At 66.3% G+C, this 23,929-nt stretch carries 19 protein-coding genes; 17 read left to right on the top strand and 2 right to left on the bottom strand.

Features of this window, described 5'->3' with window-relative positions; translation table 11 throughout:
- The first annotated feature begins 3 nt into the window (after positions 1–3).
- The 9 genes from serA to ELEN_RS09335 all read left to right on the top strand — a co-directional run bounded on the left by serA (position 4) and on the right by ELEN_RS09335 (position 11,306).
- Positions 4–1,584, top strand: coding sequence for a phosphoglycerate dehydrogenase (gene serA, locus ELEN_RS09375; protein ID WP_009304313.1), 1,581 nt, complete (start codon positions 4–6; stop codon positions 1,582–1,584).
- Between the two features lie 10 nt (positions 1,585–1,594).
- Positions 1,595–2,458: an NrfD/PsrC family molybdoenzyme membrane anchor subunit gene (gene nrfD, locus ELEN_RS09370; protein ID WP_015760819.1), complete on the top strand. Its 864-nt coding sequence runs from the start codon at positions 1,595–1,597 to the stop codon at positions 2,456–2,458.
- Between the two features lie 231 nt (positions 2,459–2,689).
- The gene (locus ELEN_RS09365) at positions 2,690–3,070 is read left to right on the top strand and encodes a GntR family transcriptional regulator (RefSeq protein ID WP_009304315.1); all 381 of its coding nucleotides are present in this window, start codon (positions 2,690–2,692) and stop codon (positions 3,068–3,070) included.
- 9 nt (positions 3,071–3,079) lie between these two features.
- A complete protein-coding gene (locus ELEN_RS09360) occupies positions 3,080–4,012 on the top strand; it encodes an SPFH domain-containing protein (RefSeq protein WP_009304316.1) in 933 nt (310 codons plus the stop codon).
- A gap of 573 nt (positions 4,013–4,585) precedes the next feature.
- Complete coding sequence (locus tag ELEN_RS09355) at positions 4,586–6,988, top strand: molybdopterin-dependent oxidoreductase (protein WP_015760818.1); 2,403 nt, start codon at positions 4,586–4,588, stop codon at positions 6,986–6,988.
- Between the two features lie 10 nt (positions 6,989–6,998).
- Positions 6,999–7,619 (top strand): 4Fe-4S dicluster domain-containing protein, encoded by a 621-nt coding sequence (locus ELEN_RS09350; protein ID WP_015760817.1) that lies wholly within the window; start codon positions 6,999–7,001, stop codon positions 7,617–7,619.
- Positions 7,620–7,629: 10 nt separating this feature from the next.
- Positions 7,630–8,865 carry an NrfD/PsrC family molybdoenzyme membrane anchor subunit gene (nrfD, locus tag ELEN_RS09345; protein WP_015760816.1) on the top strand — a complete coding sequence of 412 codons (1,236 nt, stop codon included), beginning with the start codon at positions 7,630–7,632 and terminating at the stop codon, positions 8,863–8,865.
- A gap of 204 nt (positions 8,866–9,069) precedes the next feature.
- The gene (locus ELEN_RS09340; protein ID WP_009304320.1) at positions 9,070–10,602 is read left to right on the top strand and encodes a 2-isopropylmalate synthase; all 1,533 of its coding nucleotides are present in this window, start codon (positions 9,070–9,072) and stop codon (positions 10,600–10,602) included.
- 218 nt (positions 10,603–10,820) lie between these two features.
- Positions 10,821–11,306, top strand: a complete 486-nt coding sequence (locus ELEN_RS09335) for a PaaI family thioesterase (RefSeq protein ID WP_009304321.1) — start codon at positions 10,821–10,823, stop codon at positions 11,304–11,306.
- A 121-nt stretch (positions 11,307–11,427) separates the two neighbouring features.
- Here ELEN_RS09335 and ELEN_RS09330 read toward each other — a convergent pair whose 3' ends face one another.
- Positions 11,428–12,081: a TetR/AcrR family transcriptional regulator C-terminal domain-containing protein gene (locus tag ELEN_RS09330; RefSeq protein WP_009304322.1), complete on the bottom strand. Its 654-nt coding sequence runs from the start codon at positions 12,079–12,081 to the stop codon at positions 11,428–11,430.
- A 366-nt stretch (positions 12,082–12,447) separates the two neighbouring features.
- Here ELEN_RS09330 and ELEN_RS09325 point away from each other — a divergent pair, with 366 nt between their 5' ends.
- Together ELEN_RS09325 and ELEN_RS09320 are read left to right on the top strand one after the other, a co-directional pair.
- A complete protein-coding gene (locus ELEN_RS09325; RefSeq protein ID WP_009304323.1) occupies positions 12,448–14,529 on the top strand; it encodes an oxidoreductase in 2,082 nt (693 codons plus the stop codon).
- Between the two features lie 151 nt (positions 14,530–14,680).
- Positions 14,681–15,865, top strand: a complete 1,185-nt coding sequence (locus ELEN_RS09320) for an acyl-CoA dehydrogenase family protein (RefSeq protein WP_009304324.1) — start codon at positions 14,681–14,683, stop codon at positions 15,863–15,865.
- Between the two features lie 108 nt (positions 15,866–15,973).
- Here the strand turns inward: ELEN_RS09320 and ELEN_RS09315 are convergent, their stop codons facing one another.
- Positions 15,974–16,753 carry a phage tail protein gene (locus ELEN_RS09315; protein ID WP_009304325.1) on the bottom strand — a complete coding sequence of 260 codons (780 nt, stop codon included), beginning with the start codon at positions 16,751–16,753 and terminating at the stop codon, positions 15,974–15,976.
- A gap of 323 nt (positions 16,754–17,076) precedes the next feature.
- Here ELEN_RS09315 and ELEN_RS09310 point away from each other — a divergent pair, with 323 nt between their 5' ends.
- The 6 genes from ELEN_RS09310 (at position 17,077) to ELEN_RS09285 (ending at position 23,874) form a co-directional block, all read left to right on the top strand.
- Positions 17,077–18,216 carry an acyl-CoA dehydrogenase family protein gene (locus ELEN_RS09310; protein ID WP_015760814.1) on the top strand — a complete coding sequence of 380 codons (1,140 nt, stop codon included), beginning with the start codon at positions 17,077–17,079 and terminating at the stop codon, positions 18,214–18,216.
- A 53-nt stretch (positions 18,217–18,269) separates the two neighbouring features.
- Positions 18,270–19,061, top strand: a complete 792-nt coding sequence (locus ELEN_RS09305; RefSeq protein ID WP_009304327.1) for an electron transfer flavoprotein subunit beta/FixA family protein — start codon at positions 18,270–18,272, stop codon at positions 19,059–19,061.
- Between the two features lie 20 nt (positions 19,062–19,081).
- Positions 19,082–20,074 (top strand): electron transfer flavoprotein subunit alpha/FixB family protein, encoded by a 993-nt coding sequence (locus ELEN_RS09300; protein ID WP_009304328.1) that lies wholly within the window; start codon positions 19,082–19,084, stop codon positions 20,072–20,074.
- Position 20,075: 1 nt separating this feature from the next.
- Entirely contained in the window at positions 20,076–22,136 is a 2,061-nt protein-coding gene (locus tag ELEN_RS09295; RefSeq protein WP_009304329.1) for a heterodisulfide reductase-related iron-sulfur binding cluster, read from the top strand.
- Positions 22,137–22,219: 83 nt separating this feature from the next.
- Complete coding sequence (locus ELEN_RS09290) at positions 22,220–23,056, top strand: NUDIX hydrolase (protein ID WP_015760813.1); 837 nt, start codon at positions 22,220–22,222, stop codon at positions 23,054–23,056.
- Positions 23,041–23,874, top strand: a complete 834-nt coding sequence (locus tag ELEN_RS09285; RefSeq protein WP_009304332.1) for an MBL fold metallo-hydrolase — start codon at positions 23,041–23,043, stop codon at positions 23,872–23,874. The genes ELEN_RS09290 and ELEN_RS09285 overlap by 16 nt, the downstream gene beginning before the upstream one ends.
- The last annotated feature ends 55 nt before the right edge of the window (positions 23,875–23,929 follow it).

Below are 23,929 nucleotides of genomic sequence, written 5' to 3'. Positions count from 1 at the left end.
GTTATGACGAAGAAGGTGCTGGTTACCGAGAGGCTGGCCGAGGCGGGTCTCGCAGTGCTCCGCGACAAGGGTTGCGAGGTCGACGTCAAGCTGAAGATGACGCCCGAGGAGCTGATCGAGACCGTTCCCGGCTACGATGCGCTCATCGTGCGCTCGGCCACGAAGGTCACGGCCGAGGTCGTCGAAGCCGCCGATCGCCTGCGCATCATCGGGCGCGCCGGCGTGGGCGTGGACAACGTGGACGTCGAAGCGGCCACCGAGCACGGCATCATCGTGTGCAACGCGCCCACGTCCAACATCGTGTCCGCCGCCGAGCACGCCATCGGCCTCATGCTTGCCTGCGCGCGCAAGGTTCCGCAGGCGAACGCGTCCATGCACGAGGGCGTCTGGGAGCGCGGGAAGTACACCGGCGTGGAGCTGTACGAGAAGACGCTCGCCATCTTCGGCCTCGGCCGCATCGGCGGCCTCGTGGCCGAGCGGGCACGCGCCTTCGGCATGAAACTGATCGGCTACGACCCGTACTGCAGCCCCGAGCGCGCCGAGCAGCTGGGCGTGACGCTGTACGACGACGTGGACGCCCTTGTGCCGTTGGCCGACTTCATCACCGTCCACCTTCCCAAGACGAAGGAGACCATCGGGATGTTCGGGCCCGACCAGTACGCGCGAATGAAGGACGGCGTGATCCTGGTGAACGCCGCGCGCGGCGGCATCTTCGACGAGAAGTCGCTCGCCGACTTCCTGGCCGCCGGCAAGATCGGCGCGGTCGGCATCGACGTGCACGAAAGCGAGCCCTGCACGGACAGCCCCCTGCGCGAGTTCGACAACGCCATCCTCACGCCGCATATCGCGGCGTCCACGCAGGAGGCGCAGCTGCGAGCCGGCGTGCAGACGGCCGAGTACGTGGCGGCGGGTCTCGAGGGATCCATCGTGCCCACGGCCTTGAACATGGCGCCCGTGCCGCCCGAGGTGATGGACGCGGTGGGACCGTACGTGCCCGCTTGCCAGATGATGGGCAGCATGCTCGCGCAGATCGACGGCGAGATCCCCCAGTTCCTGAAGCTGACGACGGCCGGTGCGCTGGCGCACGCCGACGCGTCCATCCTCGTTGCCGGCACGCTCAAGGGCATCCTGTCCTACCAGAGCACGGCCACGGTGACGCCGGTGAACGCCGACGCGGTGGCGAAGCGCCACGGCATCAAGGTGGAGACGCTTTCGTCGCCCGACGCCGGGGGCTACGCTTCCACCGTGTCGGTGGTGGCCGACGGCACCGAAGTGGCCTGCACGCTGGCGGGCGAAGCGCAGGCTGCGCGCCTCGTGTCGCTGTTCGGCTACCAGCTGGACATCGCTCCGGCCGGTCAGTCGCTCGTGTTCGAGTACGTGGACGCGCCGGGGCGCGTGGGCACCATCGGCACCATCCTGGGGGAGGCGGGCATCAACATCACCACGATGCAGATCGCCACGTTGCCCGGCGAGCAATGCGCGCTCGTGTACATGAACGTGGAGGGCGACGTCGACGACGACGTGCTGTCCAAGCTGCGCGCGGGGCTGGGCGACCTCAAAAACCTCTGGTACGTGAAGCTGTAGCGGCGGCGCGATGTTCGGCCCGCTCATCGTCATCTACCTGTTCTTGGCGGGCGCGGGCTGCGGCACGTTCGTCGCGGCCGTGTACCTGTCGCAGCGGGCGCGCTCGTCCGCTGCGCTGAGGCGCTCGCTCGGGCGGGTGGCCTTGCCGTCGCTCGTCATCTCGTGCGGCATGGTCGCAGTGGGCGCCGCGTGCCTCATGCTGGACCTGGGGCGGCCCGAGCTCGCGCTCGACGTGTTGGCGAACCCGGCTGGCAGCGTGCTGTCGGTCGGGGCGTGGGCGCTCGTGGCGTTCATGGCCGCCGTGGCGGCGCTCCTCGCGTGCAACCTGCGCGTGCTCGGGCTCGGCCGCGGCGCCGTGCTGGCCGTGCAGGCTCTCGGCTGCGCGAGCGCGCTCGTGGTGATGGTGTACTCGGGGCTGTTCCTCTCCACCATCTGGACGCTGCCGCTTCTGGCGTCGCCGCTCGTGCCGGTGCTGTTCACCTGCTCGTCGCTGTCGTGCGGCGCGGCGGTGATGCTCGTGCTGCCGCTTCTGTGCGACGCCGATCCGCAGCCGTTGTTCGCGCGGCTCTCCCGCATCGACGGCGCGCTGCTGGCGCTCGAGGCCGTCGTGCTGACGGCCTTCATGGTTGCGGCGGCCGGTGACGTGCTGTCGAGCGCGGCCGCGCAGCGCCTGCTGACGGGCGATATGGCGCCCGCGTTCTGGGGCGCGCTCGCGGCGGTGGGCATCGCGGCCCCCTTCGCGCTGGAGGCGGCGCTGCGGCGTCCCGACGCGCGCGCCTGCGCCTGCATCGGCGTGCTGGTGCTGATAGGCGGCTTCTTCCTGCGGTACTGCCTGTGCACGGCTCCCTTCATGGACATCGCGTCGTACCTGTGAGACGAAGGGGCGGGGTCGGTGTCCCGCTTCGATCGCAGAATGAGGCAACAACCTCGTCCCCTCGTCTCGCTCCCTCGTCTCGTCGTCTCGCCCTGTCGTCGTTTCGTGCTTGCGAATGCGCGATTCTCGCCGGCGATGCCGACGAAGCGCGCTAGAATATACACGGTTGTATTTGGCTAGAGATGTAGGAAAATCCGCGCCAGCCGACGACGGCGCGAGGAAGCTCGGGGCATGGAGAATTTCAGCATAGACGAACGCAGCGGCGTGCCCATCTGGGTGCAGCTTCGCAACCGCCTCGTCTACCTTATCCAGACCGGGCGCTACCAGCCCGGCGACCAGCTTCCCACCGTGCACGAGATGGCCGTCAACCTCAACATCAACTACAACACCGTGAACAAGGTGTACCGCAGCATGGAGACGTCGGGTCTCATCATGTCGAAGCGCGGGCGCGGAACCTTCGTCGCCGAGAATCCCGCGTTCGACGACGAGGATTCCCTGGAGTCAACCATCGATGCGATGATGGGCGATTTCATCCGCCAGTGCGAGGAGCTGGGCATGACGCGCGAAGAGATAGCGGGTCGCCTTCAGGACAAGATTTCCCGGATGGGATAGGAGCGAGCTATGGTCAAGTTCGGCAAACGCGGCAACGAGCGTGCGAACGACGTGCTGTCAGGCGGGGAGGAGAGCGTCTCCGGCAGGCGCAAGGCATCGCGCCGCGGTGCGGTGGTGCTGGCCGTGACGCTGTTCCTCGTTGCGTTCGCCCTTGTCCTGGCTGCGACGTTCCCCTTCCGCTCGGCGTTCACCGTGGCGCTCGCCGTGGTCGCCGGCCTGGCGCTGGCAGGCAGCGTGCACATCGCCTACGAATGGGAGCGTGCTGTGGTGCTGCGCTTCGGCCGGTTCCACCGCCTCGCCGGGCCGGGTCTGTACGTCACCGTCCCCGTGGTGGATTCGGTGACCATCGTCATCGACCAGCGCATCTCGTCCATCTCGTGTTCGGCCGAGCAGGTGCTCACGGCCGATCTCGTGCCGGTGGATCTCGACGCCGTCGTGTTCTGGATGGTGTGGGATCCGAAGAAGGCGTGCCTGGCTGTGGAAGACTACGAGCACTCGGCGTCGCTCGTGGCGCAGACGGCGCTGCGCGACGCCATCGGCCAGGTGGAGATCGCCGAGCTGTCCATGCAGCGCGCGCATATCGACCACCAACTGAAGAAGAGCATCGAGGAGAAGACTGAGCAGTGGGGCGTCACCATCAACGACGTGGAGATCCGCGACATCCGCATGCCCCAGGAGCTGCAGAACGCCATGAGCGCCGAGGCCCAGGCGCAGCAGGAGCGCAACGCCCGCGTCGTGCTGGCCGAGGTTGAGAAGGACATCTCCGACATGTTCATCGAGGCCGCGCATGCCTACCGCGAGGACGACCTGGCGCTGCAGCTGCGCATGATGAGCCTCGTGAACGAGAGCGTGAAGGAGGGCGGCAACATGGTGGTGGTGCCGAGCCCCTACGCCCAGGGCTTCACAGGCGACATAGCCTCCGCCCTCAAGGGGAAGAAGTAGCCCCTTCTGCGGCAAGCAAGGGCGCCATCCTCTCGGCAGTGCCCGTAAACGTACAAATGTTTCACGTGAAACATCAGGGCCGTCGGATGCGGGTCGCCGGCTTGCTGACGGTCCGGCTCTGCCCGCCGCAGGCGCCGCCGCTCTCCTGAATCCGTATCTCGCCGATAGCCCGATCGAGCGTCTTCGCCTGTCCGACACCGTCGGCCGCTCGTTCGCGAACGGTTGGTTGCGGGATCGGAAAGGCCAACTACGCGACGGCGGATTCTGCTATGGTGCGATAGGGGAGCGGACGCTTCCAATGACGGCGCGGCTGCGCTCGGTAAAACATTTTCCAAAAGGTAATATATGATAACTGACATGGGCATACGATGTCGACAAGGCGTTGCTCCCGCAAGGCGAAGGTCGCAAGGGCATCCCGCTCTCGCGACCTTCGCCGCGTTTTCCGCACCGTTCGCAGACGTCTAAATTATTCTTGAAATGAACATATTCAATTTCCTATTTAACTATATTACTATGAAAACAGTTAATTAGAGGTCGAGGAAACGGTCATGAGTCACTGAGAAAGGGGATGCAATGACCACAGACGAGATGAGCGTGACGCGTCGGGGTTTCGTCAAGGGAACCGCCGTCGCGGGCGCCGGCCTGGCGATGTTGGGCGCGGCGGGGGCGATGACCTCCGCTGACGGATGGCTGGTTCCGGCGCATGCCGAGACCGCCGAGGAGTACACGGCGTTCACCTACCACCAGTCCCACTGCGGCGGCATGTGCCCGCTGGCGTGCACGGTGCGCGACGGGCGCATGGTGTCGGTTCAGCCGAACCACTGCTGCGACGACCGGTACGAAACCATCTGCGTGAAGGGCATTTCCGAGGTCCAGCACATCTACGGCGACCATCGCGTGCAGACCCCGCTTCGACGCACCGGAGAGCGCGGCGCGGGCGAGTTCGAGCCTATCTCGTGGGACGAAGCGCTCGACGAGGTGTGCGACAAGCTCAAGGAGCTCCAGGGCAAGTACGGAAACGACTGCGTGGTCATCTCGACGGGCGCCGAAGCGAACTTCCCGTGGCTGGCCGCCGTGCTGGGCGCGCAGGTGGATGCCAGCTCCGGCATCGACGTGGGCATCGGCAACGGTTTGGATCCTGCCATCGGTTTCGGCGGCGGCTACGCGATGGCCACCTGCGAGGCTCGCGACTGGGTGAATTCCAAGCTCGTGCTCAACGTGGGCAGCAACTTCCTGGAGTCCAGCCTGCCCAACGTGCGCCTGTTCTTCGAGGCGAAGGAAGCTGGCACCCGCATGGTGACGGTGGATCCCCACTTCTCCACGACGGCCGGCAAATCGGATCAGTGGGTGCCCATCACGCCGGGCACCGATGCCGCATTCTTCCTCGGCATGGCCAGCGTCATCCTCGACGAGCAGCTCTACGACGAGGACTTCGTGCTGAACCACACCTCGCTTCCGTTCCTCGTGGACGTCGCGACGGGCAAGCTCGTGCGCGACCACGCGGAGGATCCTGACGCCGAAGAGCCCGAGACCGGCGAGCAGAACCCCTTCTTCGTGTGGGACACGGCGACGAACGCGAAGGCGGCCTACGACGTCGCGGCCGTGAAGCCCGCTCTCGAGGGCACCTTCGACGTGGACGGCGCATCCTGCACCACGGTGTTCTCGCTCCTCAAGCAGAAGCAGGTCGAGTACACTCCCGAGTGGGCTGAAAGCGTAAGCGGCGTGCCCGCCGCCACCATCCGCCAACTTGCCCGCGAGTACGCCGAGGGTCCTGCCTGCCTGGCGCTGGGCTGGGGCGGCAACGACAAGATGGGCAACGCCGACATCGCCGGCCACGCTGCCGCAACGCTCGTGGCCCTCACGGGCAACGTGGGCAAGGTGGGCGCCGGCGTGGGCGTGTTCGTGGGCGGCAGCTACAACGGCCATGCGGGCACGCTGGGCGCCTGGGAGCTTCCCGAGGACATGACGGCCGGCACGCTGGAGATGCCGCTGTACGATGCCCGCGAGGGTAACGCCAAGGTGCGCGCCTGCATCTTCTGCGGCGATGTGCTCCAGCAGCACATCGGCAACATGAACAAGACCACCGAGTTCGCGCGCGGCCTCGACTTCATCGTCACCATCGACCCGTACTTCACCGAGGGCGCGAAGTGGGCCGACGTCATCCTGCCCGCCACCACGCGCTTCGAGAACGACGCGGAGGTGGGGAGCGTGAAGATCGGCTACAGCAACATCGTGCTGCAGAACAAGATCATCGAGCCGTTGTTCGAGGCTCGCACCGACTTCTGGATCGGCAAGGAAATCGCCAAGCGTTTCGGCAAAGACCAGTACCTGCCCGCCACGTCCGAGGAATGGGTGGCGAAGGTGCTGTCCTCCTCCGAGGACCCGTACGTCTCCGCGCTCACCATCGACAAGATCAACGCTGCGAACGGCGTGTATCCCCTCGAGGGCATCGAGGAGCCGCGCCGAGAGTTCATGGACCGCGTGTTCGCCACCCCCTCCACGCGCATGGACGTCTACTACGACGCTCTTGTGGAATACGGTCAGGCGCTTCCCGCCTACGAGCCGCCGCTTGAGGCGCACGCCGGCAACAAGCTGGCCGAAACCTACCCGCTGCAGCTGGCGAACGTGCGCACGCGCTACCGCATCCACAACCAGTTCAACGATGCCAAGTGGATCCAGCAGTTCGCCGAGCCGCGCATCGAGCTGAACCCCTCTGAAATGGAGAAGCGCGGCCTGGCCACGGGAGATGCGGTGGAAGTGTTCAACGACCGCGGCTCCTTCAAGTGCCGCGTGAAGGCCAACGAGTCCATCCGCCCCGGCAGCGCGCGCATGTTCGAGGGGCAGACGGCCGACTTCCTCATCGAAGGCAACGTCCAGAACGTCACGAACGACGGCTACGTCGAGCGAGGCGCCGAGCTCATGTGCGGCCCGGTCATCCCGTTCTCCGATACCCTCGTCGAAATCAAGAAAGCGTAGGTGAGCGATCATGACCAAGCTTGGCATCGCCATCAACCTTGAGCGTTGCGTCGGGTGCAACACCTGCGCGAACGCCTGCAAGATGCAGAACAACATACCCATGAACATGCTGTACATCCGCGTGGAGACCGACGGCGTGGATACCGCCGACGGCGCGCAGGGGACGTACCCCGACCTCAGCCGCACCTACATCCCCGTGGCGTGCCAGCACTGCGAAAACCCCGCCTGTCTGAAGGTGTGCCCCGTGGGCGCCACGTACAAAGACGATATGGGTCGCGTGGAAATCCACTACGACAAGTGCATCGGCTGCCGCATCTGCATGGCCGCTTGCCCCTACAACGCCCGCGTGTTCAACTGGAACGAGCCCGAGCGCGACCCCAACTGGAACTACGGCGACAAGGACGTGCCGGTGCGCCCGAAGGGCGTGGCCGAGAAGTGCACGCTGTGCAAGGAGCGCACCGATCGCGGCGACATCCCGATGTGCGTGCGCGTGTGCCCGGGCCGCGCCCGCGTCTACGGCGACCTGGACGATCCCGAGTCCGAGATCTCGAAGGTCGTGCGCGAGAACAAGGCCTATCAGCTTCTCGAGGAGTTCGGTACCCGCCCGCAGCTCCGCTACTACAACGCGTAAGGGGGCCCAGATGGAAACGAAGCGAATCTCCCGTCCGGTCATGGTGGTTCTGGCCGTGATCGCCGCCGCGGGGGCGGCCGCCTGGATCTACCAGACCATGTTCGGTTTGGGCGTGACCGGCATGAACAACGGCACCTCCTGGGGCCTGTACATCGCCGCGTTCATGTTCTTCGTCGGCTTGTCCGCCGGCGGTTTGATCGTGGCCTCATCGGCATCGATCTTCCACGTCACCGAGTTCAAGAAGGTGGCGCTGCCGGCCGTGTGCGTGTCCACGGTGTGCATCTGCTGCGCGGGCCTGCTGGTCATCCTCGACCTCGGCGGCGTGGCGCGCATCTTCAACCTGATCATTTCCCCGAACTTCATCTCGCCTCTGTTCTGGGACATCTGCGTCATCTCGTGCTACCTGGTCATCAACCTGGTCTACCTGTACTTCATGACCTCGAAGAGAGCCGACAAGTCCAAGATCGCCATCGTGTCGCGTTTCGCCCTGCCCATCGCCATCCTCGTGCACACGGTGACGGCGTGGATATTCGGCCTGCAGATCGCCCGCGAGGGCTGGCATTCGGCCATCATGGGCCCCTTGTTCGTGGCCTCGACCATGGATTCCGGCCTGGCGCTTCTGCTCATCGCGCTGGCGTGGATGAACCGCCGCGGCATCTGGGAGACGTCGAAGAAGCTCATGGGCATGCTGGCGGGCCTTCTGGCCACCTGCATCGCCGTCGACGGCTACATGGTGGGTTGCGAGCTTCTGACCACGGGCTATCCCGGTTCCGAGGGCGGCTGGCACGTGCTGTCCCAGATGTTCTTCGGCGCCACGGCCCCGTACTTCTGGATCGAGATCATCGTGGGCGTGCTCATCCCGTTCACCATCCTCGTGTTCGCGAAGAACCGCCAGAAGACCGGCCTCATCGTGTTCTCCTCGGCGTGCGTGGTGGTGGGCGTGTTCTGCAAGCGCGTGTGGCTGCTGTTCAGCTCGTTCATCACGCCGAACACCTTCGGCGGCCCGGGTCTCATCGACGGCACGTCGGCCGCTACCTCCGGCATGGACGTGTGGGCGGCGACCAGCTGGTACGCGCCCTCCTGGGTGGAGTATGCGGTGCTTCTCGGCGTCATCGCGCTGGGCGCGCTGGCCTTCCTCATCCTCGTCGAGCGCTTCATCATGAAGGCGAAGCCGACCGACCTCATCGACGCCGACGCGGCTGCCCACGGCGTGGCCGACGCGAAAGCGAGCTCACCCTCCTGCTAGCGTGCGCGACCTCCTCTCCGAGCACGCTGCGGCATCACGGCTCGGCAAGCGATCCCCGCGCTTGCCGAGCCTTTTTCGGGTCAGGCGTCTTCCCGTCGTTTTCCCGCTTTTGTTGGTGCGTTCGGGGCGAATTCCGAGAAGAGCGCTTGGGATATTTGCTATGATAGTCAAACTATATCGAGCCGAGAAGGAAGGAACACGCATATGACGCGCAAGATCAACATCTTCGATACGACGCTTCGCGACGGCGAGCAGTCGCCGGGCGCCTCCATGAACACCGAGGAGAAGCTGGTCGTGGCGCGTCAACTTCTCCGGCTCAACGTGGACGTCATCGAGGCGGGCTTCCCCATCTCGAGCCCCGGCGACTTCGAGTCCGTCCGCCGCATCGCGGAGCTCGCAGGCGACCAGGCAACGGTGTGCGGCCTCACGCGCGCGGTGGAGAAGGACATCGACGCCGCGGCCGACGCGCTCAAGTACGCCAAGCGTCCGCGCATCCATACCGGCATCGGCGTGAGCCCGAGCCACCTGCGCGACAAGCTGCGCATTACCGAGGACGAGTGCGTCGAGCGTGCGGTCAAGTGCGTGAAGTACGCCCGCAACTTCGTCGAGGACGTGCAGTTCTACGCCGAGGACGCGGGCCGCTCCGACTACGACTTCCTCGTGCGCGTCATCGAAGCCGTCATCAAGGCCGGCGCCACGGTGGTGAACATCCCCGACACCACGGGCTACTCGCTGCCCGAGGAGTTCGGCGCGCGCATCAAGTACCTCATGGACCACGTGGACGGCATCGAGAAGGCCACGGTGTCGGTGCACTGCCACAACGACCTCGGCATGGCCACCGCGCTGTCGCTGGCTGGCGTGAAGAACGGTGCAACCCAAGTGGAATGCACTATCAACGGCTTGGGCGAGCGCGCGGGCAATACGGCCATGGAAGAAGTGGTCATGGGCATCAAGATGCACGGCGACGAGCTGGACGCCTGCACCGAGATCAACACGCGCGAGTTCATTAAGGCGAGCCGCCTCGTGTCGTCCATCACCGGCATGAACGTGCAGGCCAACAAGGCCATCGTGGGCGCGAACGCCTTCGCGCACTCCTCCGGCATCCATCAGGACGGCGTGCTGAAGAAGCGCGACACCTACGAGATCATCGACCCGGCCGACGTGGGCGCGGGCACGAGCCAGATCGTGCTCACGGCGCGCTCGGGGCATGCGGCCTTGAAGCACCGTCTGGAGGAGCTGGGCTACGAGCTGGAGGGCGAGGCGCTCGACCAGGTGTACGAGGCGTTCCTCAACCTGGCCGACAAGAAGAAGGAAGTGTACGACGAGGACCTCGAGAGCCTCGTGAACGAGCGCGACCGCAACGAGAGCGCCCTCTACGCGCTTGAGGGCGTGCAGGTGAGCACGGGCTTCCCGCTGACCCCGACGGCCACGGTCACGCTGCGCAACGCGGCCGACCAGGTGGTCACTGCCTGCGAGTACGGCACGGGTCCGATCGACGCGGTGTACAAGGCCGTGAACAAGATCGTGCAGGTGGACAACGAGCTGACCGAGTTCTCGGTGCAGTCCGTCACGCGCGGCATCGACGCGCTGGGCGAGGTGACCATCCGCGTGACCGCGCCCGACGGCGGCGTGTACACGGGCCGCGGCGCGGACAACGACATCATCGTCTCGTCCACGAAGGCCTACCTCAACGCGCTGAACCGCCTGCTCAACGATAAGCAGGAGCATCGTCGCTAGCGCGCGAAGCGAACCGGCAGCGGCGGCCCGTCTTCGGACGGGCCGCCGTCGTTTTCGGGAGGGGGCAGGCCGGCGCGCCCGAGGTGCTGCGATCCGCGGGCGTTCGACAACGACTCGAACGGCGGGGTTTGCCCATGTCGCTGCATCTTCTCGCTTGCTACCATGAAAGAAAGTCCGCGCAAGCGCAGCGACGCAGGGCGTCGAGGGAAGGACGTGATATGGCGCAGGTGAATCCGAGGCACGTGGATGCGGTGATGGAGCTGATCAACCGTTCGCCGTACTTCGAGCTGCTGGGCATCAGGTTGACGGCGCTCTCGGAGGGGGCGTGCACGGTCGAGGCCGTGTTGGAGCGCAAGCACCTCAACGCGTTCGGCGGCGCGCACGGCGGCGCGTACGCGTCGCTTCTCGATTGCGCTGCGTACTGGGCGCTGTACTGCTCGCTCGACGAGGACGAAGGCTTTACCACAGTCGATTTGAACGCGTCCAACCTGCGTGCGTCGGGGCCGGGACTGGTCGTCGTGGAGGGTCGGGTCGTCAAGCGCGGGCGCACCATGTGCCTATGTGAAGCGGAGCTGCGCGACGCCGAAGGCAGGCTCTTGGCGCACGCGACGTCGAAGATGCTCGTGGGGGCGCACCTGCAGCCGATGAGCGCTGCCGTGCGCGAGCTGGGAGCGGGCGCGCTGCCGCCGAAGTTCCTCGCCTGAATGCGCGCCGCACCCTGCCATCCTGAGCGCAGCACCGAAGGTGCGGAGCCGAAGGAGCTCGTGCGGCGCTAGCCGCGAGTCTTCCCGCTAGCGCCGCTCAGGATGGCAGGGTGCGAATGAATTACAGGTTGCGGCGAAGCTGGGCTTCCTTGATCTGCGCCTCGAGGGAGCTGTGGATGATGTTGGCGAAGGGGCCGGCCTGCCCGGTCAGCCGATCGGCGCCGGGCTGGTCGCACTTGCGGATGAAGTAGTACAGAAACGCGCAGGTGTAGAACTCGGCCAAGAACTGGATGTTCTCCTGGGGCAGGTAGCGGTTCGCCAAGATGAGGTCGATGTCGTTGCGCAGCGCGGGCAGGTACAGGTGGTACAGGTAGTTGCGCAGCGAGTAGGGGTTCGTGTCGGCGAGAGCCTGGGTGTAGAAGTTGCGCTTCGCTTCCAGCACATGGGCGAAGCAGTCGAAGAACTCGGCGTGATCGAGCGAGCGCACGCCCGACTTCTGCAGGATGTAGAAGGGGAACTGCGCGGAGGAGTCGGTCGCACCGGTCTCGTACACGAGCGTGCTTTCGGGGAAGCGGCGTTTGAGCTCCTGACCGAGGTCGTAGCGGAAGATCCACGTGATAAGGCAGTCCTTGTTCTCGAAGTGGTAGTAGAACGTCTTGCGGTTCTTTCCCGTTCGCTCGATGATGTCGCTGATGGACACCTTCTTGAGCGGCATCTCGTCGCATAGCGCGACGAAGGTGTCGGCGATGAGGAGCATCGTGCTGAGCGCGTTCATGGAGTCGGGCCTCGCTCTCGGTAATGATGATTGTGCCACGGCTATTATACGTCGCGTTTTCGTACATTTCTAGGACAAACTTCAAAATATGTGCAGTGATAAACTTCGACTCTTCCGGTCGAGAAGGGGCGATTTGGGGATATTCCTGGTAAAAAGAGACTCATCCTAAGCAATATTGGGAGACTTTTTTCACGATGACTTACCAATATGGAAATTCTGTCCATCGTATCGTCCTTTTGCGGAGCCTACAATGATGGCAACGAGGAAACCGTGCTCTTCGAGAGGGATAGTTCGCACGGATCGACCTCGCGCCAATCGCGCAGAGAGACGCTTGGCACTGTTCAAAAGCGGAAAGGGGTTTGCATCGTGGCAAAGTATCAGAAGCTGCTGGAACCGTTCAGCATCGGCGGGGTGGAGATCAGGAACCGGTTCGTCATGCTGCCCATGACGATCGAGAAGGTCGACAACTATCATATTTCGGACGACTTGGTGGACTTCTACGAGCAGCGCGCCAAGGGCGGCGTGGGCCTGATCGAGGTCGGCAGCGCGTACATCTGCGATTGCTTCGATACCGAGCCGAAGTATCACACCACCACCGGAGCCTGCGGCATTTGGTCCGACGAGTTCAACCCGGGTTGGCAGCGCGTCGCCGAGGCGTGCCATAAGCATGGCGCGAAGGTGGCCGCGCAGCTGCAGCTGTGCTACGAGTGGCGTGCGAGCGGCTCCGACCCGCTGCTGTCCTACGCTCCGTCCAAAGACGTTCCCAGCGGCCCGTTCGTGGGCATGCCCGAGCGCGAATACACCAAAGAAGAGATCGCCGTCGTGGTGAAGCAGTACGGCGAAGCGGCCAAGCGCGCCAAGGACAGCGGCATCGACATCATCGAGATCCATGCCGGCATCGGCTACATGGTGATGCGCTTCCTGTCCAAGTACTCCAACCATCGCACCGACGAGTACGGCGGAAGCGCCGAGAACCGCGCCCGCTTCCTGTGCGAGATCGTCGACGAGATCCACAAGACCTGCGGCGACGACATGCCCATCCTGGTGCGCATCTCCGCCGACGACCTCATGCCGAACGGCAACCGCATCGAGGACACCCTCGAGATCATCCCGATCGTCGAGAAGCACGGCGTGGACGCTTGGAGCGTGCAGGCCGGCTTCCACGAGGCTCCGCGTCCCGTGGCGAACCAGATCGTTCCCGAAGGCGAGTTCATCGACCTCGCCAAGCAGGTGAAGACCGTCACCGACAAACCGGTGTTCCCCGGAACCCGCATCAACACGCTCGACATGTGCGACAAGGTGGTCACCCAGGGTTACGGCGACGCGGTGGGCATGGCTCGCCAGTTCATCGCCGATCCCGACACGGCCGCCAAGGTGGCCGCGGGCCATCCCGAGCAGGTTCGCCCCTGCATCGTGTGCAGCCGCTGCCTGGACAACATCTTCATCGGCAAGCCCTGCCAGTGCTCCGTCAACGCCAACGTGTGGGAAGGCGTCGAGGTGGGTCTGCCCGAGGACAAGCCGGCCGAGGCGAAAAAGCACGTCGTGGTGGTGGGCGCCGGCCCCGGCGGCCTGGAAGCCGCTCGCGTCGCAGCCGTGCGCGGCCACAAGGTGACCGTGCTCGACAAGTCCGACCGCGTCGCCGGCCTGCTGGGCATGGCGCAGGTGCTGAACGCCAAGATCGAGCCGCTCGTGTCCTACTGGAACGAGGAGATGAAGCTGCACCCGAACATCGAGCTGAAGCTGAACACCTACGTCGACGTCGACACGGTGAAGGCGCTCAACCCCGACGAGGTCATCGTCTCGCCCGGCGGCGGCATCATCTCGCTGGACGTGCCCGGCATCGACGGCAAGAACGTGGTGAAGTCCGAGGACATCAAGGAGATGTGCGCGGGCAAGGTGCCCGAGGGCAAGGGCATGCTGTGGAAGGCGGCCGTGGCGGCCATCAAGGCGCAGGGCGGCACCGTCGGCTTCATGCGCATGGGCCTGAACATGGCATCCGGCCCCACCGCCATCGTGGGCAAGCGCGTCGTGGTCGTGGGCGGCGGCTTCGCCGGCTTGGAAGTTGCCGAGGCCATGTGCGAGAACCGTGAGATCACGGTCATCGAAGAGGCCAAGAAGATGGGCAACGGCATCGGCATCATCGACAAGAACCCCACCATCAACCTGGTGAAGTCCAAGGGCGTGAAACTCATGCCGCTGACCAAGCTCGTCGAGGTCACGAAGAAGGGCGCGAAGGTTCAGAACGTGGAGACCGGCGAAGAGCAGCTCATCGAGTGCGACACCGTGCTCACGTCGCTGGGCGTCGAGCAGAACACCAAGCTCTACGACGAGATCGCGAAGGCGTTCCCGAACGCCAAGCTCATCGGCGACGCGACCACGCCGGCCGGCAAGGTCTACCGCACTCTTGAGGCCGTCAAGGGCGGCTACCAGGCTTCGATGGCGCTGTAGGCGCGAACGATCGGGCACTGCCGGGAGCGCGCTTGACCGCGTGCTCCCGGATCGAAGCGGAGATGCCGCATCGCTGCAAGGTCGGCATCCCGCATAAGGGTTCAAACACGCTTGCGTGTTTCGAATATAGGGAAAACGTTAAGGAGGAAGCATGGATTTCGCATACACCGAGGAACAGCTCCGCATCAAGAAGGGCATCCGCGAGTGGGCCAAGGAGAACCTGACGGAGGAGGTCATCGCGGCCGGCTACAAGAACCGCGGCATCGCTCCCGAAGTGGCGAAGGCGTGGGTCGATTCGGGTTGGGGCATGTACGGCCTGCCCGAGGAACACGGTGGAAAGCCCGTCGACCATCAGACGATGGCCATGATCATCGAAGAGCTCAACCATGCCGGCGGCAACATCCCCATGGCTCCCAACCTGCTCATCATGTTCGACGTGTGCGAATTCGGCACGCCGGAGCAGATCAAGTTCGCGATGGACTACTACAAGGAGAACGGCTACCCGCCGTACTGCCTGGCCATCTCCGAGCCCGAAGCGGGCTCTGACAACCAGGGCATGGAGTGCTTGGCCACCCGCACGGGCGACGGCAAGGTGCACATCAACGGCGTGAAGACCTGGGTGACCCAGGGCGAGCACGTTGACGGCTTCATCGTGGTGTGCAAGGACGAGGATCCGTCTCGCGAGAACAAGAACATGTCCATGTACCTGGTGCCGGCGAACGCGCCGGGCGTCACCATCGAGCCGCTCAACAAGATCGGCATGCAGATCATGCCCTTCGCGATGATCCACTTCGACGACGTGGTCATCGACGAGACCGACCTCCTGGGCATCCAGGGCAAGGGCTTCTACCAGCTCATGAAGAACTTCGAGTGGGAGCGCTGCGTGCTTCTGGCCGAGCTGCTCGGCGAGGCGCAGGCCGCCATGGAGGACGCGTGCGCCTGGACCAACGAGCGCATGCAGTTCGGCAAGGGCATCAAGACCTACCAGCTCGTGCAGGAGCACATCGTCGAGATGCAGATCGAGCTCTCGAACACGCGTAACTTCCTGTATCGCACCTGCTGGAAGATGGACAACGGCATCCCGGTGAACAACGACGCCGCCATGCTCAAGCGCTACGGCGCTCCGGCGCTCACCGACTGCTGCTCGCGCGCGCTGCAGCTCATGGGCGGCCTCGGCTTCACCGACGAGACCCGCGTGTCCCGCCTCATGCTGGACTGCCGCGGCTTCCAGATCGGCGGCGGCACGGTGGAGATCATGGTGCACATCTCCGGTCGCGGCATCCTCAAGGAGTACGCGAAGGTCGTCGAGGATCCCGATTACCTGTACACGATCTAACCCGACGCTGCAACAAGCAAGAAAGAACGCCCCGGCTTCGGCCGGGGCGTTTTGCGTGTCGTCCCGAGCGGAGCGCCCGCTCGGGATATCGGGCTGGGCCGGCAGGTTCTACTTGAACGAGCCCTTGCCGCCGTGGCAAGTCATGCCGATGGCGCGGATGGAGCAGTACGAGCGGTACTTGCAGCGCCCGCAGGCGCGCTTGCGGCCCTTGTGCGACGGGTCGTAGAGCCCGATGACGCCCACCGTGCTGTAGCGCGGCTCGAAGACGCCGTCCTTGCCCAGCTTCAGACCCAGGCGCTTCTCGGATTGCGTGTAGAACACGAACTGCGAGCGCGTGTCCAGCGGGAAGTCGCCCATGCCGGGGCTCAGGCGATCGTCGGTGTAGAGGCCCTCTTCCATAGCCGCGGCCACGATGGCGGCGTTCACGTGGTCGGCCGCGCTTTCCACGAGCGCTCGGGCGCAGGCGTCGGCCAGCGCGCGGTCGAGCTCGTCGGCGTCGGCGGGCAGCGCGGCGGGGTTGTCGGGGCCGATGGTCACGGCCATGAGCGCGCAGTGCGCAGCGCGGCGCAGGCGCTCGTAGACGCTTTGGCCGTGGAACATCATCATGGTGCCCACCAGCTTGATGGCCGGCTCCGAGTACTCGGGCGGCAGCGTGCAGATGGCGGGGTTGAACAGCTTGTACACGCCCCGAGGGTCGTAGGCCGCCAGGCACGCCTCGATTGCGGCGTCCACGCGGGCCGCCGCCTCGACGCCGAGGGCGTCGCCGTCGATCGATTCCGCGCCGAGCGCGGTCAACGCTTCGGGTGCGAGCTGCGAAAGCGCCTCCGAGCGCTCGAGCGCCTCGACGGTGCAGGGGACTTCTATGATCTGCCGTACCGATCCGGCCATGGGATGCTCCTTCGCGCGGGGTTTCTTGCTGTAAAGATCATAGAGCAGCGTCGGCGCGGATTGACCGGCTATTTTGCCGCGAGTGTGCGGTTTTGAATTCCGCAGGTGTGATGAACCGTCGAGTTCTTGCGAAATCGACGAGTTGGATGACATGAAGGCCAACAAACAAACTCGTTTGACCAGTCTATATGCCCAGGGAGGTCGTTTTGACCGTAGGCAAGCGATAGACGGAACCTATTATTTAAAGGGGAATCAATAGGAAATAGGAATGGATCGCCGCCCCTTCCGGGTGCGGCGGCCGTTTCGCGCGGGGAAGGGGCTGCATGTACGAGCTGACGCAAGAGGAACGCATGATCCTTTCTATGGTGGACGACCTGTGCGTCGACGTGGTGGCCGAGCGTGCGGCTGCCATCGACGAAGAGGACGAGTTTCCCCAGGACATCTACGAGCTGTTCGTGGAGCAGGGGCTGTTCGCGCTCGCCTACGGCGAGGAGCACGGCGGCGTGGAAGTGAGCATGCACTGCTGGGTGCAGGTGATCGAGCGCATCGCGCGCGAATCGCCGGCCGTGGCGCTCATGATCCTCATATCGGCCATCGGGTCCGACGCGCTCGTGTTCTCGGGATCCGCCGAGCAGCAACGTGCCATCCTTCCCGCGCTGGCGGCTGGCGAGGCGAAGATCTGCTTCGCGCTGACCGAGCCGAACGCCGGCTCGGACATCTCCGCCATCTCCACGACGGCGTTGCCCGACGGCGATGGCTACACCATCAACGGCGGCAAGATATTCATCACGAACGGAGCGGTGGGCGACTGGTTCACCGTGTTCGCGCGCGTGGTGGAGGACGGGCAGTCGAAGCCGTCGTGCTTCATCGTGCACCGCTACACGCCCGGCCTCGTGATCGGCCGCAAGGAGGACAAGATGGGCTTGCGCGGCTCAGTGACCTCCCAGCTGTACTTCGAGAACATGCACGTGGGACCCGAAGCCGTGGTGGGCGAGGTGGGCGACGGGTTCGCCATCGCGCACCACACGCTGAACCGCGGCCGCTTGGCCGTGGCGGCGCTGGCCACCGGCGTGACGGCCGCCTCGCTCGCGGCCGCGGCCGCCTATGCGAAGGAGCGCATCCAGTTCGGAAAGCATATCGCGGACTTGCAGGCCATCCGCTTCATGCTGGCCGATATGGAGATCACGCTGGAAGCGTCCCGCTTGCTGTTGGACCAGGCGGCATCGGCGTTCGGCGGCGACATCCAGACGATGATGAAGACGGCGTCGGTGGCGAAGGTGTACTGCTCGGAGGCGGCGGTGAAAGCGGCTGAGACGGCCGTGCAGATATTCGGCGGCTACGGCCTGTGCAAGGATTATCCGGTGGAGCGCTACTACCGCGACGCGAAGTCGTTCACCATCGTCGAGGGCACGAGCCAGGTGCAGCGCTCGCTTATCGCGAAATCGGTGCTGAAGGAATACTAGGAGGAGTGCGGCGTCGCAGGGCGGCGCACGCGAAAGCGAGGAGGGCAGCGGCTATGGACATCGCAGTCTGCATCAAGCAAACCGTCGACACCGAAGCGGAGGTGGGCGTCGACGCCGAAGGGCGGGCGCTCACGGAGGGGCAGACGCTCGTCATCGACCCGTACAGCGAGTTCGCCGTGGAGCGGGCCGTGCAGCTGGCGGAGGAGCACGGCGGCGACGTGTCCGTCGTGTGCGTCGGCGGCGACGAGGCCGTGCCGGCGGTGCGCCATGCGCTGTCGATGGGGGCGTCGGCGGGTTACCTGGTCGACGACGCGGCGCTCGCCGAGGCGGACGCTGCCGTCAAGGCGCGCGTGCTGGCCGCCGCGCTGGAACGCGTGCCGGCCGATCTCGTGCTGGGCGGCTGCAAGTCGGCCGACACGGCGGGCGCGCAGACGATGCCGCGCTTGTCGGAACTGCGCGGCCTGCCGTGCGTGCAGGTGGTCACGGCGCTCGACGTCGACCCTGCGGCGGGCGTCGCGCACGCCACCCGCGAGATCGACGACGGGGTGGCCGTGGTGGACGTTGCATTGCCGGCCGTGATCACGGCGCAGCAGGGGCTGGCCGAGCCTCGCTATCCCAATGTGCGCGCCATCATGCAGTCGAAGAAGAAGCCCGTCACCGTATGGACGTTGGCCGACCTCGGCATAGAGGACGCGCTCGTCGATCCTCGGGCGCGCCGCACGCGCGTGGTGCGCTACCGCCCCAAGCCCGCGCGCCAGGGCGGTCGCATCGTGGAAGGCGAGACGGTCGCCGAAGCGGTGGCCGCCACGGTGGAGCTGCTGGAAACCGAAGCCAAGGTCTGGTAGGACGGGAAGGGAGAGCATCCATGGCAGAAGTATGGGTATACGCGGAGCCGAAGCACGGGACGTTTCCGCGCGTGACGTTCGAGATGTTGGCTGCCGCCCGCCGAATGGCGGAAGAGGCCGGAGGGGACGTGTCGGCCGTCGTGCTGGGCAGCGGGCTGGGCGAGGTCGATCTCGACCCGCTCGGCGCGGCGGGAGCCGACGCCGTGCTCGTGCTGGACGATCCGGCGCTGGATCCCTACACCACCGACGCCTACGCCGCAGCGCTGGAGACGCTGATCACGCAACGGCAGCCCGAGGCGCTGCTGCTCGCCGACGGAGCCACCGGGCTCGACGTGGCTCCCGTGCTCGCGCAGCGCCTGGGCACCGGCTTCGTCGCCGACGTGGTGGGCATCGAGGCCGACGCGCAGGAAGGCTTCGTGTTCACGCGCGAGCCGTACTCGGGCAAGGTGCTCGCGGACGTGGCGTTCGCCGCCGATGCGCGGCCAATGGTGGTCACCGTGCGCCCGAAGGCGTTCGAACCGGACGCGCCCGTCGAGGGTCGCACGGCTCCGGTGCTCATGCAGCACGTCGACGGGTTCGGCGACGTGCGCCAGACGGTGGCCGACGTGGTGCGCCGGGCGTCGGGCCGCGTGGAGCTGACCGAGGCCGACATCGTGGTGTCGGGCGGGCGCGGCACGAAGGGCGCGGAGGGATTCGCGCTCGTGGAGGAGCTGGCCGACGTGCTGGGCGCCGCCGTAGGCGCTTCGCGCCCCGCGGTGGACGAGGGCTGGACCGATATCCAGTTCCAAGTGGGACAGACGGGCAAGACCGTCGCGCCTTCGCTCTACATAGCCTGCGGCATCTCGGGCTCCATCCAGCATATGGCGGGCGCGGCGGCGTCGAAGTGCATCGTGGCCGTGAACAACGACCCGCAGGCCGACATCTTCAAGGTGGCCGACTACGGCATCGTGGCCGACCTGTTCGAGGCGGTGCCTCTTCTGACCGAGGCCTTCCGCGCGGGCAAGGCGTCCTAGCATGGATGCGGCGACGCCTTCGCGCGAGGCGCTGTGGAACATCGAGGGGTCGTGGCTCGTGTACCCCTGCTTCCTGTTGGTGCTGGTCGTCGCCGCGTACTTCTTCTGGCGGCGCTACCGCCTGTGGAAGATCGGCCGACCGCTTGAGCGCGGCGATCGCCCGCTCGAGCGCTTGAAGGGCGCGTTCGTGGACGCGCTCTTGCAGGTCACCGTCGTGAAGGAGCGGGGCGTCGGCATCGCGCACCTCGGGATGTACGTGGGCATGGCCGTCATGGTGGTGGCCACGGCGAGCTATGCGGTGCAGGTGGACCTGGGGCTCGACATCGCCAAGGGCGACTACTACCTGTACGTGCTGGCGCTCGGCACCGATATCGCGGGGTTGGCGTTCTGCATCGCGATGGTCGCCTGCATCGTGCGGCGGGCGGCCGGCAGGAACCCGTCGCTCGAGACGAAGCCGGCCGACATCGTTGTGCTGGCATGGCTGCTGGTCATCGGCGTCACGGGCTTCGTCGTGGAGGGGCTGCGCATCGTGGGTACGAACGATCCGTGGGCCGCGTGGTCGCCCATCGGCAATCTGTTCGCGCCGCTGTTCGCAGGCTTGAGCGCCGCCCAGGTGTCGACGGCGCACCAGGTTCTATGGTGGTTCCATATGGCCATCGCCTTCGGGATCCTGGCGTACTGGATGTACTCGAAGCTCGTGCACGTGCTGCTGGTCCCGGCCACCGTGTACTGCCGTCCGCTTGAGCCGAAGGGGACGCTGTCCTACGTCGACCTCGAGGACGAGGAGCTGGAAGAGTTCGGCGTGGGAAAGCTGGAGGACTTCACATGGAAGGACCTGCTGGACGCCGAGGCGTGCGTGCGCTGCGGCCGCTGCGAAACGGTGTGCCCTGCGCACGGAAGCGGCAAGCCGCTGTCGCCGAAGGACCTGATGCAGGCGCTCGACGCCCATCTGGGGGAGCGCGGGCCGCTCGTGCGCGCCGAGCGTCGGGCCGAAGCGGCGGGCGAAGCGTTCGAGCCGACCGAGGAGCAGCGGGCCGTGCTGGACAAGGCGCTCGTGGGCGACGTGGTCGCGCCCGAGGCGCTGTGGTCGTGCACTACGTGCGGCGCGTGCATGGAGGCGTGCCCGGCGCTGCTGGAGCACGTGCCGAAGGTGGTGGGCATGCGCACCTACCAGGTGTCGATGGAAAGCGCGTTCCCGTCGGAGGCTAAGGCGGCCTTCCGCAACCTCGAGACGAACGGCAACCCGTGGGGCTTGGGGTGGCAGAGCCGCATGGCATGGGCGGAGGGGCTCGACGTGCCCACGCTGGCCGACCGTCCGCAGGCGGAGTACGTGTACTGGCCTGGCTGCTCGGGAGCGTACGACGCGCGCAACCGCAAGGTGTCGCGCGCCCTCGTGGCGCTGCTGAGGCATGCGGGCGTGGACTTCGCCGTCATCGGCCCGGAGGAGAAGTGCTGCGGCGACGCGGCGCGGCGCATGGGCAACGAGTTTCTGTACTACCAGCTTGCCACCGAGAACATCGAGACGCTGAACGCCTACGGCGCGAAGAAGATCATCGTGCAGTGCCCGCACTGCGCCCAGGCGCTGGAGCGCGATTACCCGCAGCTTGGCGGCCGGTTCGAAGTGGTGCGGCACGCGCAGCTGCTCGAGAGGCTCGTGGCCGAAGGGAGGCTGCCGGGCGCGGAGCGGGCGGGCGCGCAGGCGGCGTTCGAGCGCGTCACGTACCACGACTCGTGCTACCTGGGACGCTACGCCGACGTGTACGACGAGCCGCGTGCGGTGGTGAAGGCGTGCGGCGCCCAGGTGGTGGAGATGGAGCGGACGCGCGAGAAGAGCTTCTGCTGCGGCGCGGGCGGCGGGCGCATGTGGCTCGAGGAGCGCGAGGGGCGGCGCATGAACGTCCTGCGCGCCGAGCAGGCGCGCGACACCGGTGCGGACGCCGTGGCCACCGCCTGCCCGTTCTGCCTGTCCATGCTGGAAGACGGCCTGGCGTCCCAGGACGATGCCCTGCCGGTACGGGACATCGCCGAGCTGTTGTCCGACGCGCTGGCTCTGTCGCGGTGATACCATGAGGAAAACTCCTTCCGCGCGTCGCGCGGAAGGGGCGAACCGAGCTGGATGGTATGCATGCGCAAGGAGGCGGGGCTATGAACGCGTGGAGGTCGGGCGAGATGCTCGAAGTGCCGATGAGCGAGCAGCTGGCCCGCGCCTACGAGGGGTTCTGCGCCGCAGGGACGGCTCCGGCCGTGCCGCGGCTGGCGGCCACGGTAATGCTGGTGCGCAGCCCGCGCGAGGTGTTCATGCTGCGCCGGGCGGCGACGATGGCGTTCGTGCCGGAGGCCGTGGTGTTCCCGGGCGGGGGCGTGGATCCCGCCGACGACGGCGCGCGGTGCTCGTGGATCGGCCCCGACGAGGAGGTTTGGGCGCGTCGCATGGGCACCAGCGCCGACGTGGCGCGCCGCGTGGTGACGGCGGCCGCCCGCGAGCTGTTCGAGGAGTGCGGCGTGCTGCTGGCCGGCGACGAGCGCGGCGTCTGCTCGCTGGACGCCTCCGAGCCCGCATGGGCCGAGGAGCGCCGCCGGCTCGTATCCCACGAGACCTCGCTCGCCGACGTGCTGAAGCGCCACGGCCTCGCCTTGCGCGCCGATCTGCTGGGCTTGCGTTCGCATTGGCTGACGCCGGAGTTCGAGCCGCGCCGCTACGACACCTACTTTTTCGCCGCGCTCGCGCCCACAGGGCAGGAGCCCGACAGCCGCACCAGCGAGGCCGATCGTGCCGGATGGGTGGATCCGCAGGCCATGTTCGACCGCGCCGCGCAGGGTTTAGTGCGCCTCGTGCCGCCGACGGCCTACAACCTGGCGCACCTCCTGCATGCGCCCGGCGTGGAGTCGTTCGCGGCAGGCGTGGAGGAGACGGGCCGCGTGATGCTGGAACCCGCCGTGCGCGAAGGGGGAAGGGCGGTGCTGACATGCAGGCTGCCGTGATGCAGCGCCCCGTCGTCGCGACGGGTCGGGCTTCGTGGGGAAGCCGGCGCGTGTCGGCTCATGCGCGCGTGATCCTCGCCGACAACCCGTCGCCTCTCACGTACCTCGGCACGAACACCTGGATCCTGGCCGATCCGGGCTCGCCCGCGTGCGTCGTGGTGGATCCCGGCCCTGACAGCGCGCCGCATCTGCGCGCCGTGCAGCGCGCCTGCGCCGAGGACGGGCACGAGGTGGCCGCCGTCCTGCTGACGCACGACCATGCCGACCATGCGGAAGGCGCCGAGCGCTTCGCGGCGATGACGGGAGCGCCGGTGCTGTCGCGCCGGAGCGGCACGCTGCCCGACGGGCCGCTCGATCTCGGTGCCGGCGCGCCGCGCCTCGAAGCGGTTCCGTTGCCGGGGCATGCGAGCGATCTCGTGGGCTTCCTCATGCCCTCCGACGCGTCCGTCATGACGGGGGATATGCTGTTCAAGCAAAGCTCCACGCTCATCTGCTGGCCCGATGGCAGCCTGGCGGCGTACCTGGAAAGCCTCGAGCGTCTGCGCGCCACGGTCGTCGAGCGCAACGTCGCGCGCCTGCTGACGGCCCATGGGCCGCTTATCGATCATCCGCTCGAAGCCATCGACCGGGTCTACCGTCATCGCCTCGATCGCTTGGAGCGCGTGCGCGCCGCCTCGGAGGCGGGCGCCGGGCTCGACGTCGACCGCATCATCGAGGCCGTGTACCAGGACGTGGACGCGCGCCTCGATCCGGCCGCGCGCATCAACATCCAAGCCCAGCTGGAATACCTCGCGCAGTCCGGCAAGCTGCCGTCCTGAGCGCAGGAGGCGCGACAGGGTGTCATCCTTCGATTCGCTCGCGCTCCGCTCAGGA

The organism is Eggerthella lenta DSM 2243, assembly GCF_000024265.1.
Taxonomy (GTDB): Bacteria; Actinomycetota; Coriobacteriia; order Coriobacteriales; family Eggerthellaceae; genus Eggerthella; species Eggerthella lenta.
Note: the sequence above shows the minus strand (reverse complement) of the source record. Positions and strands in the feature narration are given on the sequence as shown.